Source organism: Prosthecobacter vanneervenii (assembly GCF_014203095.1).
In the GTDB taxonomy this organism is placed as follows: Bacteria; Verrucomicrobiota; Verrucomicrobiia; order Verrucomicrobiales; family Verrucomicrobiaceae; genus Prosthecobacter; species Prosthecobacter vanneervenii.
In genome coordinates, this window is the sequence record NZ_JACHIG010000007.1 from 150,874 (window position 1) to 166,410 (window position 15,537).

The 15,537-nt window shown below is 59.4% G+C and carries 20 protein-coding genes and 1 tRNA gene; 7 read left to right on the forward strand and 14 right to left on the reverse strand.

Going from position 1 to position 15,537, the window contains the following annotated elements; all coding sequences use genetic code 11:
* Window positions 1-8: 8 nt before the first annotated feature.
* Both HNQ65_RS16600 and epsC read left to right on the forward strand, forming a co-directional pair.
* Entirely contained in the window at window positions 9-539 is a 531-nt protein-coding gene (locus tag HNQ65_RS16600; protein ID WP_184340943.1) for a rhodanese-like domain-containing protein, read from the forward strand.
* Window positions 540-542: 3 nt separating this feature from the next.
* Window positions 543-1,490, forward strand: a complete 948-nt coding sequence (gene epsC, locus HNQ65_RS16605) for a serine O-acetyltransferase EpsC (RefSeq protein WP_184340945.1) — start codon at window positions 543-545, stop codon at window positions 1,488-1,490.
* A 19-nt stretch (window positions 1,491-1,509) separates the two neighbouring features.
* On the opposite strand, the gene HNQ65_RS16610 is transcribed toward epsC, so the two are convergent.
* On the reverse strand, window positions 1,510-2,025 hold the full coding sequence (locus tag HNQ65_RS16610) for a hypothetical protein (protein ID WP_184340947.1): 516 nt from the start codon (window positions 2,023-2,025) through the stop codon (window positions 1,510-1,512).
* A gap of 19 nt (window positions 2,026-2,044) precedes the next feature.
* A complete protein-coding gene (locus HNQ65_RS16615) occupies window positions 2,045-2,500 on the reverse strand; it encodes a hypothetical protein (protein ID WP_184340949.1) in 456 nt (151 codons plus the stop codon).
* A 370-nt stretch (window positions 2,501-2,870) separates the two neighbouring features.
* On the opposite strand from HNQ65_RS16615, the gene HNQ65_RS16620 reads away from it, so the two are divergent.
* From HNQ65_RS16620 to HNQ65_RS16630, 3 genes are all read left to right on the forward strand, one after another.
* Entirely contained in the window at window positions 2,871-3,875 is a 1,005-nt protein-coding gene (locus HNQ65_RS16620; protein WP_184340951.1) for a cysteine synthase A, read from the forward strand.
* Between the two features lie 289 nt (window positions 3,876-4,164).
* Window positions 4,165-4,722 carry an RrF2 family transcriptional regulator gene (locus tag HNQ65_RS16625; RefSeq protein ID WP_184340953.1) on the forward strand — a complete coding sequence of 186 codons (558 nt, stop codon included), beginning with the start codon at window positions 4,165-4,167 and terminating at the stop codon, window positions 4,720-4,722.
* A gap of 202 nt (window positions 4,723-4,924) precedes the next feature.
* Window positions 4,925-5,134, forward strand: a complete 210-nt coding sequence (locus HNQ65_RS16630; RefSeq protein WP_184340956.1) for a WCX domain-containing protein — start codon at window positions 4,925-4,927, stop codon at window positions 5,132-5,134.
* 120 nt (window positions 5,135-5,254) lie between these two features.
* On the opposite strand, the gene HNQ65_RS16635 is transcribed toward HNQ65_RS16630, so the two are convergent.
* The 11 genes from HNQ65_RS16635 to HNQ65_RS16685 all read right to left on the reverse strand — a co-directional run bounded on the left by HNQ65_RS16635 (window position 5,255) and on the right by HNQ65_RS16685 (window position 12,995).
* Window positions 5,255-6,031 (reverse strand): DUF932 domain-containing protein, encoded by a 777-nt coding sequence (locus HNQ65_RS16635; RefSeq protein ID WP_184340958.1) that lies wholly within the window; start codon window positions 6,029-6,031, stop codon window positions 5,255-5,257.
* Between the two features lie 29 nt (window positions 6,032-6,060).
* The gene (locus HNQ65_RS16640; protein WP_184340960.1) at window positions 6,061-6,255 is read right to left on the reverse strand and encodes a hypothetical protein; all 195 of its coding nucleotides are present in this window, start codon (window positions 6,253-6,255) and stop codon (window positions 6,061-6,063) included.
* 66 nt (window positions 6,256-6,321) lie between these two features.
* On the reverse strand, window positions 6,322-7,755 hold the full coding sequence (locus HNQ65_RS16645) for a DNA polymerase III subunit beta (RefSeq protein WP_184340962.1): 1,434 nt from the start codon (window positions 7,753-7,755) through the stop codon (window positions 6,322-6,324).
* Window positions 7,752-7,949: a hypothetical protein gene (locus HNQ65_RS16650; protein WP_184340964.1), complete on the reverse strand. Its 198-nt coding sequence runs from the start codon at window positions 7,947-7,949 to the stop codon at window positions 7,752-7,754. The genes HNQ65_RS16645 and HNQ65_RS16650 overlap by 4 nt, the downstream gene beginning before the upstream one ends.
* 75 nt (window positions 7,950-8,024) lie before the next feature.
* On the reverse strand, window positions 8,025-9,086 hold the full coding sequence (locus HNQ65_RS16655; protein WP_184340966.1) for an RNA ligase family protein: 1,062 nt from the start codon (window positions 9,084-9,086) through the stop codon (window positions 8,025-8,027).
* A gap of 88 nt (window positions 9,087-9,174) precedes the next feature.
* On the reverse strand, window positions 9,175-9,684 hold the full coding sequence (locus HNQ65_RS16660) for a hypothetical protein (protein WP_184340968.1): 510 nt from the start codon (window positions 9,682-9,684) through the stop codon (window positions 9,175-9,177).
* 315 nt (window positions 9,685-9,999) lie between these two features.
* Complete coding sequence (locus tag HNQ65_RS16665) at window positions 10,000-10,812, reverse strand: RecB family exonuclease (protein ID WP_184340969.1); 813 nt, start codon at window positions 10,810-10,812, stop codon at window positions 10,000-10,002.
* Window positions 10,809-11,336, reverse strand: coding sequence for a hypothetical protein (locus tag HNQ65_RS16670; RefSeq protein ID WP_184340971.1), 528 nt, complete (start codon window positions 11,334-11,336; stop codon window positions 10,809-10,811). The genes HNQ65_RS16665 and HNQ65_RS16670 overlap by 4 nt, the downstream gene beginning before the upstream one ends.
* A 135-nt stretch (window positions 11,337-11,471) precedes the next feature.
* Window positions 11,472-11,684: a hypothetical protein gene (locus HNQ65_RS16675; RefSeq protein WP_184340973.1), complete on the reverse strand. Its 213-nt coding sequence runs from the start codon at window positions 11,682-11,684 to the stop codon at window positions 11,472-11,474.
* Between the two features lie 238 nt (window positions 11,685-11,922).
* Window positions 11,923-12,004: transfer RNA gene (locus HNQ65_RS16680), tRNA-Leu, on the reverse strand.
* Window positions 12,005-12,056: 52 nt separating this feature from the next.
* Entirely contained in the window at window positions 12,057-12,995 is a 939-nt protein-coding gene (locus tag HNQ65_RS16685) for a CPBP family glutamic-type intramembrane protease (RefSeq protein ID WP_184340975.1), read from the reverse strand.
* A gap of 33 nt (window positions 12,996-13,028) precedes the next feature.
* Between HNQ65_RS16685 and HNQ65_RS16690 the strand changes: the two genes are divergently transcribed.
* Entirely contained in the window at window positions 13,029-13,331 is a 303-nt protein-coding gene (locus HNQ65_RS16690) for a hypothetical protein (protein WP_184340977.1), read from the forward strand.
* Here HNQ65_RS16690 and HNQ65_RS16695 read toward each other — a convergent pair whose 3' ends face one another.
* Entirely contained in the window at window positions 13,332-13,991 is a 660-nt protein-coding gene (locus HNQ65_RS16695) for a hypothetical protein (RefSeq protein ID WP_221306195.1), read from the reverse strand.
* Window positions 13,992-14,248: 257 nt separating this feature from the next.
* On the opposite strand from HNQ65_RS16695, the gene nuoD reads away from it, so the two are divergent.
* Entirely contained in the window at window positions 14,249-15,508 is a 1,260-nt protein-coding gene (nuoD, locus tag HNQ65_RS16700; RefSeq protein ID WP_184340981.1) for an NADH dehydrogenase (quinone) subunit D, read from the forward strand.
* Window positions 15,509-15,537 lie beyond the last annotated feature (29 nt).

Below are 15,537 nucleotides of genomic sequence, written 5' to 3' on the forward strand. Positions count from 1 at the left end.
CCCCTGCCATGGCCACCATCACCGTCACCGAACTGCACCAGATCCTGCAGGACAATCCCGCGCAGAACGTCATCGACGTGCGCACCCCGGTCGAGTTTGTCGAGGTCCACGTGGCGGCGGCCAAAAACGTGCCCCTGGATGCTCTTGATCCCGCCAGCCTCTACGAGAAGCATGACCTCAGCTTGGAAAAGCCGGTCTACATCCTCTGCCGCAGCGGCCAGCGCGCCACACGTGCCGCAGCCCAGCTGGCCCAGGGAGGCTTTCCCAATTCCGTCATCGTCGAGGGCGGCACCCTCGCGTGGGTGGAGGCAGGCCTGCCGGTGAATCGTGGCAGAGGCCGCATCATCAGCCTGGAGCGCCAGGTCCGCATCGTCGCCGGAGCCATCGTGCTCACTGGCGTGCTGCTCTCGCACTTTGTGAATCCCTCCTTCATCTGGCTCAGCGGATTCGTCGGTGCAGGGCTCATCTTTGCCGGCATCAGCGACTGGTGCGGCATGGGACTGCTGCTGGCGCGGGCGCCGTGGAATCGTAAAGTCTGATCCATGTCCTCCCGCAAACCGAAAAACCCTGCGCTGGCCCTGGCCGACTGGCACATCCCCGAGCTGCTGGCCTCCTACGAGCGCTTTGGCGGCTTCAATGAAAACAGCTCCAGCAATCTCCCTTCCAAGGGCGCTGTGAGCCAGGTCTGCGAGGATCTGCTGCAGCTGCTTTTTCCCGGCTTCCACGATCACGATGCCATCCCCGATGGCACCCTGGCTCAGCTCACGGTGGAGCGCATGCTCTCCGTCGTGCGCCGCCTGCAGGAGCAGGTGCGCAAGGCCGTGCGCATCGGCGATCCCGAAAAGCCCACTGGCAAGACCGTGCCCATCATGAAGAAATTTGTGAAGGCCATCCCCGCCGTGCGCGAACTGCTCAAACACGATGTGGAGGCCGCGCTGGCCGGAGACCCCAGCGTGCGCATGCAGGAGGAGATCATCCTTTCCTTCCCCTTTCTGGAAGCCATCGCCATCCAGCGTCTGGCGCACCGTCTCTACCGTGAAGGCGCGCCCATCATCCCGCGCATGATGACGGAGTGGGCCCACGCACGCACCGGCATCGACATCCATCCCGGAGCCAGCATCGGCACCCACTTCTTCATCGACCATGGCACCGGCGTCGTCATCGGAGAGACCTGCAACATCGGCAACAACGTCAAGCTCTACCATGGCGTCACCCTCGGCGCTCGCAGCTTTGCCAAAGACGACAGCGGCAACCTCGTGCGCGGCTCCAAACGCCACCCTGATGTGGAGGACAACGTGACCATCTACCCAAACTCCACCATCCTCGGCGGAGAGACCAACATTGGTGAAGGCAGCACCATCGGCGCCAATGTCTTTCTCATGCACAGCGTGCCGCCAAACTCCCTCGTCGTCACCAAGGAGGCCGGGCTGGAAATTCTCGACAAAAACGCCCGCAAGAAAAAGAAGGACGTGGGCGAGTTCATCATCTGATCTCGTGGGGCGCGGCCTCTCACGCCACCCGTGCCACGGGGACCGTGCTGCGGGCGGTGCGTGTCAGCACAGGTGCCGACGGAGCCGGGCGGAAGACGCCGATGCGTGACTCATTCTGCATCACCACCTCAAACTCCGCCCGCGCCAGCATGCCCAGCGCCTTCTGGATCTGCGCTGCATCGGGCTTGCGGGCATCCCTCGTCGTGAGCATCAGTGCTCCAGGCAGCAGGGCATGCGGCACCAGCTCCTGGCCATTCCAGGCCAGAATGCCCTGCAGATAGAGCAGGCACTGCTCTCCGCGCCATTCACCGCTTTGCCCCAGCCTCAGCAGCAGGTGCAGGTGCTCCTCTGTCTGGCATGCCGATCTGCATGGCACGGGGCCATTCAGCTCGATTTGAAAATCAGCCGGGATCTCCGCCAGCGCCTGGGCCAGCTCTGGCAGCAGCTTCGCTTTTCGCACCACGGCATCGGCATGATGGCGCAGCAGGTGGTGTTTCAGCAGAATGCCGAAGCAGGAAATGTTTAAAGAAGACATGAAAGGGGGCTTTATGGTTTCAGGCGCTCAATGCCAGCGACTCCGCGCGGGCCGGGCTCAGTGCTTCCAGCACGCGGCGCAGGTGGTCCACCAGCACCTGCGTATTCTCTTCGTCAGGAGTGCCGTCTTTCTTGAGCACAGAGTCGCCGCCGCTTCGCATCTCCACCGTCAGCGGCTTGAAGTGCAGCCCCTCGTCTGAGTCTTCCGCAGATGCCAGCACCCCGGAAAGCCGTAGCAGAAAGGCGGTGTTGGCAGGTCTTCGCGGAGAGATCAGCAGCACCAGCGGTCTGCCCGCCAGGCGAGAGGTCTGCTGCCGGGAAATCTGCACCAGAACCGCATAGTCCGCAGCCAGCTTTCGCAGGCTGTTCTTGAGTCCGTCCATTTCGCCACTCAGGGGCGTGCTGGATTGGAGCTGCTCATGCAGCAGTTGCTCCAGAAACCATTCGCGCAGTGTGCTTGTGTGTTCTTTGTCCATAAAATCAAAAGTTGGCCTTTGCAGGCACGCCGCTGTTCACTCTTGGTGGGATCAGCAGCCGCCGGGTTGAAGAAGTCAGGGTTTCCTCCGGCGGGCAGCGGGTCGGGTGTGATTTATATCCTATATATTATGTATGATTTAAAACCGGCAAGCAAAAAACTCCTCTTTTCATCGCAGATGACCATCCTGCCGGTCGTCTCCACATCGTGCTCATGAACTAGGCTTTGACTCGCCGCTCAAAGCCTCTAGCCTGCCGCATGCGCATGATGACAGCACACCTGCTGAGTGATGTGCGGCAGCCTTTTCGCAAATGACCTTTGACTGCTGACCGGATCACCGGAGGCCCTGTTTCTCCCGCCTCTCTCTTTCCATGAGCATCAAAACCTATCACGGCATCGACCACCACGTGGGCGGCACGCCACTCATCCGCCTGAAACGCCTGTCTGAGCTGACTGGCTGTGAAATTTTGGGCAAGGCCGAGTTCATGAACCCCGGCGGCTCTGTCAAAGACCGCACCGCGCTGGGCATCATTACTGAAGCGGAAAAGCAGGGGTTGCTTAAACCCGGCGGCACCATCGTCGAAGGCACGGCTGGCAACACCGGCATCGGACTCACCCTCATTGGCCAGGCCAGGGGCTACCGCTCTGTCATCATCATCCCTGAAACTCAGTCTCCCGAAAAGATTACCCTCCTGCGCACGCTTGGTGCAGAGGTGCATTGCGTGCCTGCCAAGCCCTACAGCGACACTGGCAACTACAACCACATCGCACGTCGTCTCGCAGAGGAAAACGGCTGGTTCTGGGCCAACCAGTTTGACAACACTGCCAACCGCCTCGTGCACTACCAAACCACAGGCCCCGAGATCTGGCGCCAGACGCGTGGAGAAGTCAGCGCCTTCGTCTCGGCCGTGGGCACCGGAGGCACCCTCGCGGGCACTTCGATCTATCTCAAGGAGCAGAACCCCGCCATCCACACGGTGTGTGCAGACCCCTACGGAGCCGCCATGTGGTCATGGTTCACCCATGGCCACACCGACATCGACGACGGCGACTCCATCGCCGAGGGAATCGGTCAGATGCGCGTCACCAGCAACATCGAGGGCCTCAATGTAGACAAGGCCTATCGCATCGACGACCAGACCGCGCTCAGTATCATCTATCACCTTCTGCGTGATGAAGGACTCTTCCTTGGTCTCAGCAGCGGCATCAACATTGGTGCCGCAGTGCGCCACGCTCAGGAGCAGGGCCCGGGAAAGACCATCGTCACCATCCTCTGCGACTCCGGCCACAAGTACCAGTCTAAACTCTACAACCGCGACTGGCTGCAGGCCAACGATCTCGATCCCGACTTCACGCTGGAAAAAGCCGTGGGCTGAACTGTCGGCTCTCCGACAGTTCAGACTCCGCTGGACAACAGCCGCTTTGAATGTATACCTTTTAAAAAGGATATAAGTAACGTGAGATTACGTGATCAGCGTTCTGCGAAAAATTGCAGCATGCTCAAAAATGAACTTCACGTCTCAACTGCCGACAAATTCAGTCCTCGCCCGGACTTCACAGGAGCCTGGCTCACTCAGACCGGATCCCATCCGTGGATCTAAAATCAGCGGCGGGCGGCTCAAGGGCGCTTCAGCCATTCCTGCGTAACTACGAGCCGCTTTTCGCATGTATATTACAAAGCGGGCCGAGTATGCCTTGCGGGCACTGATTCGACTGGGACTCGAAGGCCGCCAGGGAAGGCCGGTAGTGTCCGTCATGAAGCTGGCACGCAGGGAAAAACTTCCCCTTAAATTTCTGGAGGGCATTCTTGGCGATCTGCGCAAAGCCGGGATGATCGAAAGGCTGCGTGGCAAAGACTGTGGTGCGCGTCTGAGCACATCTGCTGATGCATTCACCCCCGGAGATGTCATCAGAAAAATCGATGGAGATTTTGCTCCCACCTACTGCACCCGCAAGACTACCACCCAGGAATGCAATTGCCCAAACCGGGAGCAGTGCGGCGTGCGCATGCTGATGATGAAGAGCCATGCTGCAACGATTTCAATCCTTGATGGATGTTCGATGTCACAAGTCATCGACATGGTGATGCTGACAATGCTGAATGATTCTGGCCGAGATGTCTCAAATAAAGCTGGCAAGCTACGGCACGCCAATCCGGAGGATGGATTTTTAGCCGCTTTGTCGCGCTCGAAGGTGATGCCCTCTCTTCTCCAAACTTCTTGAAAGTGGACGCACATGTTTAATTACCTAAAATCGCAAATTTAAGTGGCGTCTTCCCATGATCATCTCATGTAAAAAGTTGATGTGTAACGAAGTTATTCATGACGATAACTTAATGAAAACGCACTCCTTCGTGTGAGGAAAGAAAGAGCGCCTTACTGGCAGATCGTTGGGCTTCAACGGAGCCGCGCACTGACGTGCGCGGGTGGCCGAGCGCCAGTGGCATCCCAGCCAGCAAATCTCCCCCATGGATGATGATGGGAGTGAAATCGAGTTTCGCGCTGAACTCTCCGGCCTGGAGGAGATCACGCGCTGGGTGCTCAGCTGGGGCAGCAAGGCACAGGTGCTGGGACCAGCGGAACTCAAAACGCGTGTGCAGAAAGAGCTGAAGGCGATGGTGGGAGCCTGTGGGTAAAGACCTGCCAGCTCCATTTCAGCTGCTGCTGCGAGTCAAATAGATCAACGCAAGCCAGTTTAGCAGTGATAGCTAAAAGAAAGAGGTTCGGGGCTGCCGAACCTCTTTCCATTTTCTTCTTCAAGCGGCCAGCCCGACATGAGTGTCGAGTAGGCCGTGAAGCGCCTCAGTACGCTTGGGCAGCTCCGCCAGGCTGCCTTCTTTCAGGGCCTCCGTAAAGGCATTGAACAGGCTCCAGACGTTTCGGCTTTCGAAGGCTGCATGCCGTGGCTCGCGCCATTCATGAAGCACGGGCGGGATGAGGCGATTGCTGCAGACGCCGACATCCGTGGCGCGGATGACGAGGTCATGGGCCTGGGTGTCGCTGATCTCCGCCTCTTTGTAGGCGGCGATTCGTTTATCTTGGTCGTGCCATTTGGCAAGCAGCTGTCCGATGGAACGGGACACCAGTTGTGGGAGGTCGCGGTTGATGAACCGGGTGTGTTTGCGTCCGAATTTGATTTCGCCGCTGAACGACAAATTATCACAAACCAGGACCGCTGCACCGGCGACGATGCCGGCGGGGAAAGTCTTGTCGTGACTGTTTCGCAGTCCTAGCACCCAGCAATAGTCGTCGCTGGCTTTTTGGGCGTGGACTTCCATGAGCCCGAAGTATCGTTGCCCCTCGTGGGACAGCGAATGAGCCTGAGCGCCGATGCGTAGATTGGTGGTGGCCAGGGCTCTCTGCACGGTGGTGATGAGCTGATGATGGGGAATGGGACACCAGCTCGTGGAGGAGCGCGGTGTTCGGACTTTGCCGACTTCTTCAAGATTTACGCTGTGTGCACCGCAGTGAAGGATGAGATTCGGATGCCTAGGTGCGGTGATGAGGGATTGTGGTTCAAGGTTTGCGATCATGGTGATGAATGGGTTTGAGATTGAGGGCGTCAGGAAAAGAGACGCTCGATTCTTTGGATGACGGGCACGGCGAGCTGTCTGGCAGGCAGTTCGCCGGAGCTGCTCCAGTAGCGATTTCCGGCCACTTCCTGCCACTCGACCTTGATGGTGCCGAGTGGGGTGATGATGGTGGCTCGCTTGGGACGCTCCTGCCTGTCGAAAACGATGGACGAAATGCGTTTCATGAAACGAAAAGAGCCAAGCGCGCCGGTGAAAGCGCGTCTGGCTCCATGGGGTGTGTGGGTTGTGGATTACAGCTTCAGACCTTGCAGTGAGCGCAGGGTGGAGCGGACGGAATTCAGCTCCCGCGCGCTTGTCTTCTGGTCACGATTGATGGCCTTCAACTTGAGGGAGAGCTCGCGCAGCAGGTTGAAGCCTTCGTTGAGCTTGTCCCGGAGGAGCAAGGTCAGGTCGATGACTTCTTCCGTGGCGGTTTTGGGCTCGCCGGTTGCAGAGCCTTCGGAGGTGGGAGTGGTGATCATGGGTGTGGGTGGTGGTGCAGGCGATGGAACAGGCCGGGATGGCGGCGGGGTCACCGGTGCGGGTTGCGGCTTGGGTGTTTGCCTTGAGGAAGTGCCGTCTATGCGCAAGGGCATGACGATCATCTGCCTGCCTTCGTGGTGAAAACGCAGAGGGTGAATTTCCTCATTGAGGCTGATGGTGTTGAGGCCGTATTCGAGTGCCTTGATGAGATAGCGACGGCACAGGAAGATGGAAACCTCCTGGCCTTCGAACTTGGCATCGGGAACCGGAACCCGTGTCCATGGAGTGTCAGAGGTGTCTCTGCCGAGAAGCAGGAACTGCCCCTGTTGGCACTCCAGGCCGATGGTCTGGTATTTGTTGGGGTCGTGACATGGCATGCGCTGGATGAGCTTGATGAGCGCGTCCAGTTTGGCCGGGTCGAGAGTGATGTGAGTTTTGGCATCGCTAGGATTTGGGACCGTCACGCGCCAGTCGGGATATTTTCCGTCGATCTGCTTGGAGATGAACCGCCAGCGCCGGCTGCTGATCTGAACGGTTGTGCCGTCCGCCTTGAGCTGCCATTCCCCGTCGTTGTTGAACTCCTTCCAACCGAGGAACTTGTTGTTGGGAATGAGGACGGAGTGCTTCAACGGCAGCGCAAAGGAGTTCGCGCTGTAGAGATGCCTGCCATCGGTGCCCACGATGTAGTTGGCCTTAGGGTTGCTTGCGTCGATGAACGTGCCGTTGAGAACGTAGCGTGTTTCGTCGATGCTGGCGCAATCCATTGCTTCGTGGATGGAACGGCGCAGCTCGGGCGGCAGCGGGATAGCCTCGCCAGGAAGGCGCGGTGTCACCGGGAATTCCGCCAGTGGAATGAGTTTCACCTTGGATTCGCCGAGGTTGTCAGCCAGGGCAAATTTGATGACGGGGCCTGTCGGTGTGGTGTCAATGAGCAGACTTTCATTGCGGTCACAGTTCTTGGTGAGCTGAACGAGCTGCTCATGAGGAATGAACACCGTCATGGCAGGTCCAGTGGAGGGTTGTTCGAGACGAACGGTGACGAAGCGGTCGAGATCGGTGCTCGTGAGAGCGACCCAACCTTCGGACGTACGCTCGACTTTAACGTATTGCAGAACGGGCAGCGTGGATCGTGAATTGATCACTTTGCCGAGCCCCAAAAGGGCGGGCTTCAATTCCGCAACGGGCAGTGAGATGGGGTTCATGGGCGTGGTGTTTGAGGTTGTTCGCCGAATTTTTGCGGTATTTCCGGCGTGGTCTTGGTTTGAGGAACGACGATGATGATGTCCTGCCGCAGTTCCTTGATCGCTGGTTGCGAAGAGGAATGGGGGCAGGCGGTGCCTGCGAGGACGAGCAACACGCAGGCTGCCAGCCGGATGAAATAAACAATGTGCTTCATGAGTGTGAGCTTTGGGGTTGTGCGCAAAAGCCCAGGCACCGGTAAAGATGCCTGGGTTTGCGCGGCGTTGTGGTGTCAGGTATCCGTCTCAGCTTTGTATTTGAGCTGGGAGGTGGTGCATTCGGCGGCGCGAATGTCTGGACGTGCTCCCAAGTAAACCGGCTGGTAGATGCTGCCGGATTCCTTGAATGCGTACAAGTAGCGGCACTCCACCACGGTGCCCGGTTCAGGGACATCGTGGTTGGGTGGAATGGTGACGTTGCCAGCCTGGCGCACTTTCTCGCCGTCAAACAAGATCAACGAGACGCTGCGCTTGCCGTTCACCTTGGTGACGATGAACGAGGCGGTTTCGTGGAACTTGTATTTGAGCTGGCTGCCGCCGCTGTTGGGACGACCGGGACTGTACGGTGCGTCCTTGTGTTTGAACACCACGCCTTCCTTTCCTTCCCGCTTGAACTCTTGGAGGCGGTCAGCCGTTTCACACGGGAAGATGACCTCGACCAAGCGGATGTGCGGATGATCAAAGGCATTGAGCATGTCGCGCATCCGCAAATAGCGCACCGCGAAGCCCAAAGGACGCATGTCCTCGGAGCCGATGGTGAGCAGGTCGAAGGCATGGAAGGTGTCTCCCACTGCTTCGCCATCGAGGAGGAAGTCGCGGGGGTATTGGGCGGCATCGTGGGCGATGGTTTCTGGGATAGCTGTGGGGAATCCCAGGCGGTTGATGCCGGTGATCTGGTCGCCGTCCTTTTTGATCAGCAGCCGGCGTCCGTCGAGTTTCTCCTGCATCCAGTAGTCCGGATTGAGCAGCATCTGGTCGAGCTGCTGCTCATGCAGGGGATTGAGGAGCTGGCAATGAATGCTGGTGTGCTTGTTGGGGGATTCCGGGGGTGGGGTGACAACACCTTCAGCTCCGGGCTTGTAGCCCTTCGCCATTTTCTCCCGGATCAATTTGTCGTAGATGTCCTTGGCAATCGAGTAGGCGACAGGCGTTTGCGTTTTGCTGCCGGTGTTGAGGGTGGCACCGCGACGGCCATAGGCGAAGTGCACGTGATAACCATCATCCTTGGGAGCGATGCTGGCTTGGTACACTTTGTCGGAAGGGCCTTCGCGGAAATACAAAGTGATGCTTTCCATGGGGTGAATTTCCTTTCTTGAAATGAAAAGAGCCGGATGATCCTGCGATCCTCCGGCTCTTGGGTGGGTTTGGGTCGTGGAGGCCGCTTCAGTAGTTGTAGGGATCCCGGCGCTGTTGATGGCGCAGGCGCATCGACAAAATGGATTTCGCAATGGAAACCAATCCGGCAATGAGTCCCACGACCAGCAGCACCGAGAGCGGCACCAGGACGAAGTTGGACGTCGATTTGCTGATGAGGTCGATCCAGAGATTGAATCGTTCCAAGGCCAGAGTGACCAGTGGTGCCACCAGCAAGGCGGGCACCGCGATGCCGATGGCCAGGCGCAGGTTGAACTTCAGCCACTCCCGCAGGGTTCCCTGCGGTGAGAGCCAGTATTCAGCCCGGCGGCAGGTGAAGCAGACGACCTCTGCCGAGCGCTCAATGGCGCTGAGGTTCGGCAGTTCTTCGTCGATGACGGGTTCGCTGAGCGGTTCAGGCTGCCAACGTCGAATGACGATCTGGCGGGCCTGCTTCGCCCATGTGGTGGCGGGCACCGTTGGGAGCTGCCGTGGCAGCGGTGGGTGGGACTGTTCGTCCCAGTCGGGTTGTTCCATCATAATGTTGGCGTGTTTTGGCCCCAAGGGCGGTTCCAATGACAAACAACAGCACGCAGCCCACGGCGAGAGTGCCGGTGGCGATCTCCCAGCGGGTGGTGACGGCGTGCTGTTCCGAGAGGCGATCTTCCAGGCTGACAATTTTGGCCCGGTATTCCGGTCCGAGATCAGGCGGGGGATCGTCGAAGAACCAGCCTGCGTGCGTATTCGGTGCGAACAGCATCAGCAGGCTGGTGATGAGGATGAGATGTTTCATAGTGGGTGTGGGGGATGATCTGCAGGCCAGCGCTCGTGGTGAGTGCCGACCTGCAGCAGGGTTCAATGCCAGCGGCGGCATTCGTTATAGAATTCGCAGCTTGAGCAGTGCATCCCAGGCGAAGGGATGAAGTCGCGGCGCTGCAATCCTTCGAGGTAGGCCTCCATTTGCCTGAACAGCCGGGTTTCCTGGCCAGGGCTCATGGGAGGCAGCGTGGTGATGACCACCTTGGGGTTCTTGAGTTTGACCAGGTGATGCAGTTGCATGCCTGTTTCCTGCGCGCCTGTGTTGTGGCGGTACAGGATGGCGTAGCTGCAGGTTTGGATTTCCGTGGTGTGGGCGACCTTGTCAGCGTTGGGAGTGGTGGCGCTGGTCTTGTAGTCGATAATCTGGCGGTGCTGCACCAGATCAAGGATGCCGATCAGGCGGGGCAGCCCATGCTGCTGCAAATCGGCCTCTACCGGGACTTCCACGGCGTCGGGTTTAATGGCGGCAGGCATATGACTTTCACGCAGGTAGGTGTCGAGCAGGCGCCAGCCGGTGGTTTTATCGGCCTCCTCCTCCCCGGGTTCCCAATCGACAGATCCTTCGGTGTCGTCCGCCCAGGCTGCCAGGTAGGTCTCGTGGACCACCTTGAGCGAGAGCGGCTGCTGCACCCAGCGTGCCTTGTTCCAGGCCTTCAACACGGCGTGAACCGCGTTACCGAGATGGAGCGAGGCTGTCTTGGGCTTCTTGAGCTTGAGCACGTAACGGAAGTAGAACTTCAGCCGGCATTGCAGGAACAGTGACAGCCGGGAAGCTGACACCGTTTCCTGCAATGCGGTGATGACGTCCTGCTCGCTGCGCTCTGGTGGTGAGGCAGCTGTCGTGTTCATGCGGCTTGGGCGTTGGTGGGTTGTTGCTGCCAGCGGGTCTGGCGTGGAGCGGGCTTCCCCGCCATGACGAGCAGGTCCTCAATCAGCTGGGAGGCCTGCATCTTGTTGAGCTGCTTGACGCCGATGCCGAAGAGCTGCTGGGACAGATCCTCCGCCACCTGTTTGGTGATGCCGGGGTTTTCGTTGACGATGCGCAGGATGAACCCGCGCTGACCGTCGGTGCAGTTCCAGCGGTCGGCGCTAGATGACGCAGACGGGCGACCACTGCCGTTGACCGGCTGGGCACGTCCTTTTTGCTGGGGCGCTGGACGGCTGTTGCCGTTGGTGTTGGCAGTCGGGACAAAGCCAGGTTGTTGGATTTCCTGATCGACAGACTGCTGCAGGAGCTGATAGAGCTTCTGCACCTCGGCTTCGACTTGGCTGATGTCGTTGAGTTCGACTTCAACGGAGGCGCTGAAGCTGTGGCTACTGTATTGGGGCAGGCCGAGTTTTTTACTGTAGTTGGCGCTGAGTTTGATGGCCATGGTGGTGTGTCTCCTGATTTGGGGTGGGTGTGCTTGGGGGGAAGAAGCCGCCACATGGCCCCGACAACAAAACACCCGGCCCCTCTTGCGAGAGAACCGGGTGGGTGAAGTGGGTGCTGTGACGACGTAGAGCGGCTAGCGTATGGTGCCAGCCTCCTGAATGCGGCCCTGAGCCGGGACGCTCATCTGCGTGGCAGCGATGCTCCATCCCTGCGTGTGTTGCAGGGATGAGGTGAGCAGGTCGTTGACCAGTCGCGTCATGGGCAGGCGGAGCCGCCGGCCTTCATGATACAACGCGCAGACGATGACCCGGTCGATGCAGGGCGAATAATGGGTTCGCCGAGGCATGGTGGGTGGATGAAAAGGGTCAGGGGTAAAGCCCGACCTCTCAAATTTCTATAACGCGATAGATGGGCAAATTGCAGTTCGCTCTGAGTGTAGTCCGGGAGGCGGAGGTTTCGGCAAGGGGGGCCTGCCAGAAAAAGGGACCGGGATGTTGCTCCGCAAAAGTGGCCAAGAAGTGGCCAAGGTACATTTTTCCGCAGTTTTTCCCGAAGCTCGAAAATGGTCAATTCTCCTTCGTAAGTGCCGGAGACAGGACTCGAACCTGCACTTGTTTCCAAACCAGATCCTAAGTCTGGCGCGTCTACCAATTCCGCCACTCCGGCATGGAGTTGCTCGCGGCTATGATTCCGTGAGGAGAATGAGGCTGCAAATGAATTATCGCGTGCGCAGCAGATGAGATGCGACCAAGCCGGTGAGCAGGACGGTGCAGAGGGGCATGAGGCCCACCTTGAGATTGGCACCGATCCAGGGCAGCCAGCCTCCGGCATAGCTGGTGAGGGAGCTGAAGTATTTCAGGCCAAATACCCAGCCGCCATGGAGGCCCATGCCGGCCCAGAGCGCGCCAGTCTGCATGCGCACGCGTGCAATGACCCAGCCGACGGCGAAGAGGGTGGCGAATTCAGCCAGCAGAAACTGAACATCTCCAAACCCGGCAGCAATCTGGCGCAGGACGAGGAAACCGCTGCTCCAGGTGACGTCTGCATCGCTGATCTGCCAGCCCTCCGGCGGCTTGAGGAAGTGGACGAGCGCAAAGACAAAGGTGAGGGAGAGGACGGCCCTGGTCTCCTTCATGGTGCGCAGCAGCAGGCCCAGCAGAAGGCCGCGGAAGAAGAACTCCTCCACGATGCCTGCGCCGAGAGCGCCGGTGATGGGCTCTCCGAGCCGCCACCAGCGTGGATCAAGACGGAGCTGATAGGCGCCGCTTTTGAGGAAGATGAATCCTAGCATGAGCAGCGGCCCGGCTGCGAGCAAAAAGCAAAGCGCCCACTGCCTGATGCCGGTGCTGAAAGGCCGCCAGGCGGGCAGGAGGGAGCGCTCCAGGCGGACCCAGCGCATGAAGGGCCAGATGAAGGCGAGGGCGCAGACGAGCACGGCGCGGTTAAAATAGCGGGTGAACTGCGCGCGCTGGATCTCCGAGAGCAGCCATTTGACGATGCCGAGATCGTATATGGAGGAGGCTGAGAGCCAGGCCTGGGCTGCCCTGCCAAAATGAAAGAGCGGCACGGAAAGCAGCGCGCCACCGACCATGACAGTGATGACGTAGAGAAGTACTTTGGGCAGGGCAGGGGAACTGCCGGGGCTGGCGGCTTGCATGGTCGCGATACTAGCGCATCCTGCACTCTCTCAATGACCAAAAACCAAATCCATGAATGGCACGAGCGTCTGGAAGACGGTCGCAAGCAGTACATCCGCGCGTACTGGAACTCGCGTGACTGGGAGTTTCGCTACGCCCATCCGGACGGAGAGCACTGGATGCCGCTGGAAAACCCCACCAACGAGCGCTGGCTGGAACTGAGAGACCTGCTTTTCCGCAAGTATCAGCGCAAAAAGCTGCCGTGGAAGTATGTGGAGCAGCTGGACAAGAAGCTGGAGGCCATGGGCATCAAGGCCGAGGAGGGTGTGCAGCAAAGCAGAGAGGAAGAGGACTGATCAGTGTGCTCCGGCGCTGGTCTTGACGTCTGCGGTGACGCCGCCGCCGAAGGCCGCCCCGAAGCGTGTGCCAACGTGAACCACTGGAAGCAGAAAGCGACGGTCTGACGCGGCGCTGCGCCGACGTGAGACGAAGCCCAGCAATGCAGCGATCACGGCCCCGCCTGCGAGCAAGGCGGGCACCACCAGCCCAAACTGCCTCTCCTGACGCTGCAGCCAGAGTGACTGCTTCAGCCGCATGCTCTCCATGGTGCGCACGCGGTCGATCCATGTGCGTGTGGCCACCGCCAAGCGTTCGTCGAGGGTGAGCTTTGTGTCTGCGAAGATGCGGCGGGTTTCCTGCATGATCTCCACAAGGTCGGTGGCAGGGTAGCGCTCCCACAGGACTGGGGCGAAGGAGACTGCGCTGCTGCTGCTGGAGCGGTCGTAGAGCATGAGCACGGCGGGCTGGATGCCGCTCCATGAGCGCCGGGTCATTTGCGCCTGCCTGCGAATGGTGACGCCGGCGGGCAGAAAGCTGCAGGTGCGGACCCAGCCTTCATATTTAAGGTCCTGACGGAACTGCCGGAGCTCTTCGGCCAGCTGGTTGCGGGTTTCAGCAGACAGGGCGCGTGTTTCATCCAGGATGCCGTCCGCCGGCGGTGTCTGAGCTGACGACACTACGGCAGCAGCCAGCCAAGCCCAGACAAGAAGCGGGAGAAGGAGGCTATGAGGAAGGGGGGGGCTCCGGCGCATGGACGCGACACCTTCGGCCAAAGCGGCCGGAGGGCAACTTTGAGCATGCGCCAACGCTCTGGGAGGTGGATTTTTGGGCAGGTTTCCGGGGAGCTTGTGAAATTTTTCACAAAATCGCCTTGCCGCTCCTTGGGCAGCGTAGATAGATACCTCTCACGCCTGCTACCAGACCCCCTCTTTCCATGCCCACTGTCACCCGAGAATACGAGGCCCCGGATACCGCCGCCAAAGCGGCCCGGCAGCTCGAAGCTGTGGAAGAAACCACAACGGACATCGTTGGCGAGAAACTGGTGCTCAACATGGGCCCGAGCCATCCTGCCACCCACGGGGTGCTGAGACTGGTGCTGGAGCTAGATGGCGAGATCATCACCAAGGCAGATCCGGATGTGGGATTTTTGCATCGCGGCGACGAAAAGATCGCCGAGAACATGCACTACAACCAGTTCGTGCCTTACACGGATCGTCTCGACTACCTTGCACCTCTGGCCAACAACGTGGCCTATGCACTGGCGGTGGAAAAGCTCATGGGCTGGGAAGTGCCTGAGCGTGGCCGCGCCATCCGTGTGATCTGCTGCGAGCTGGCGCGCATCTCGGCCCACATGCTGGGAGTCGGGGTGTTTGCCATGGACGTGGGTGCCATGACGGTCTTCCTCTACACCTTCACGGAGCGCGAAAAAATCTACAATCTGTGCGAGCAGCTCACCGGCGCTCGCTTTACCACGAGCTACACACGCGTGGGCGGCCAGATCCGCGATCTGCCGAACGGCTTTGTGGAAGCGGTGAAGACCTTCCTCTCCGAACTGGAGCCAGTGATCGATGAGATCGACAAGCTGCTCTCCCGCAACCGCATCTTCATTGATCGTACACAGGATATCGGTGTGATCTCCCGTGCAGATGCGATCGGCTACGGCCTCACGGGCCCGAACCTGCGCGCCTCGGGTGTGGAGCACGACCTGCGCAAGGCGCAGCCCTATCTGGACTACCAGAAGTACGAATTTGACATTCCCATCGGCACCAAGGGTGACTGCTATGACCGCTATCTCGTGCGCATGGAAGAAATGCGCCAGAGCGTGCGCATCCTGAAGCAGGTGCTGGCCAGCCTGCCTGGCGGCCCGATCAATGTGGCCGATGCCAAGGGCCTGCTGCCAAAGAAGGAAAAGGTGCTCATGAAGATGGAGGAGCTCATCCACCACTTCATCATCGCCACCCAGGGCATTGATGCTCCTGCAGGTGAAGTTTATTTTGCCGCAGAAAATCCCAAGGGCGAACTCGGCTTTTACATCAACAGCACCGGTGGCGGCGTGCCGCACCGTCTGAAGATCCGCAGCCCCTCCTTCCTCAATCTCAGCATCGTGCCCAAGCTGCTCGTCGGCAGCATGCTCAGCGACATTCCTGCCGTGCTCGGCAGTCTGGATTTCGTGATGGGCGAGTGCGACCGCTGATTTTTCCCACCCAACCTTTTTCATCCCGA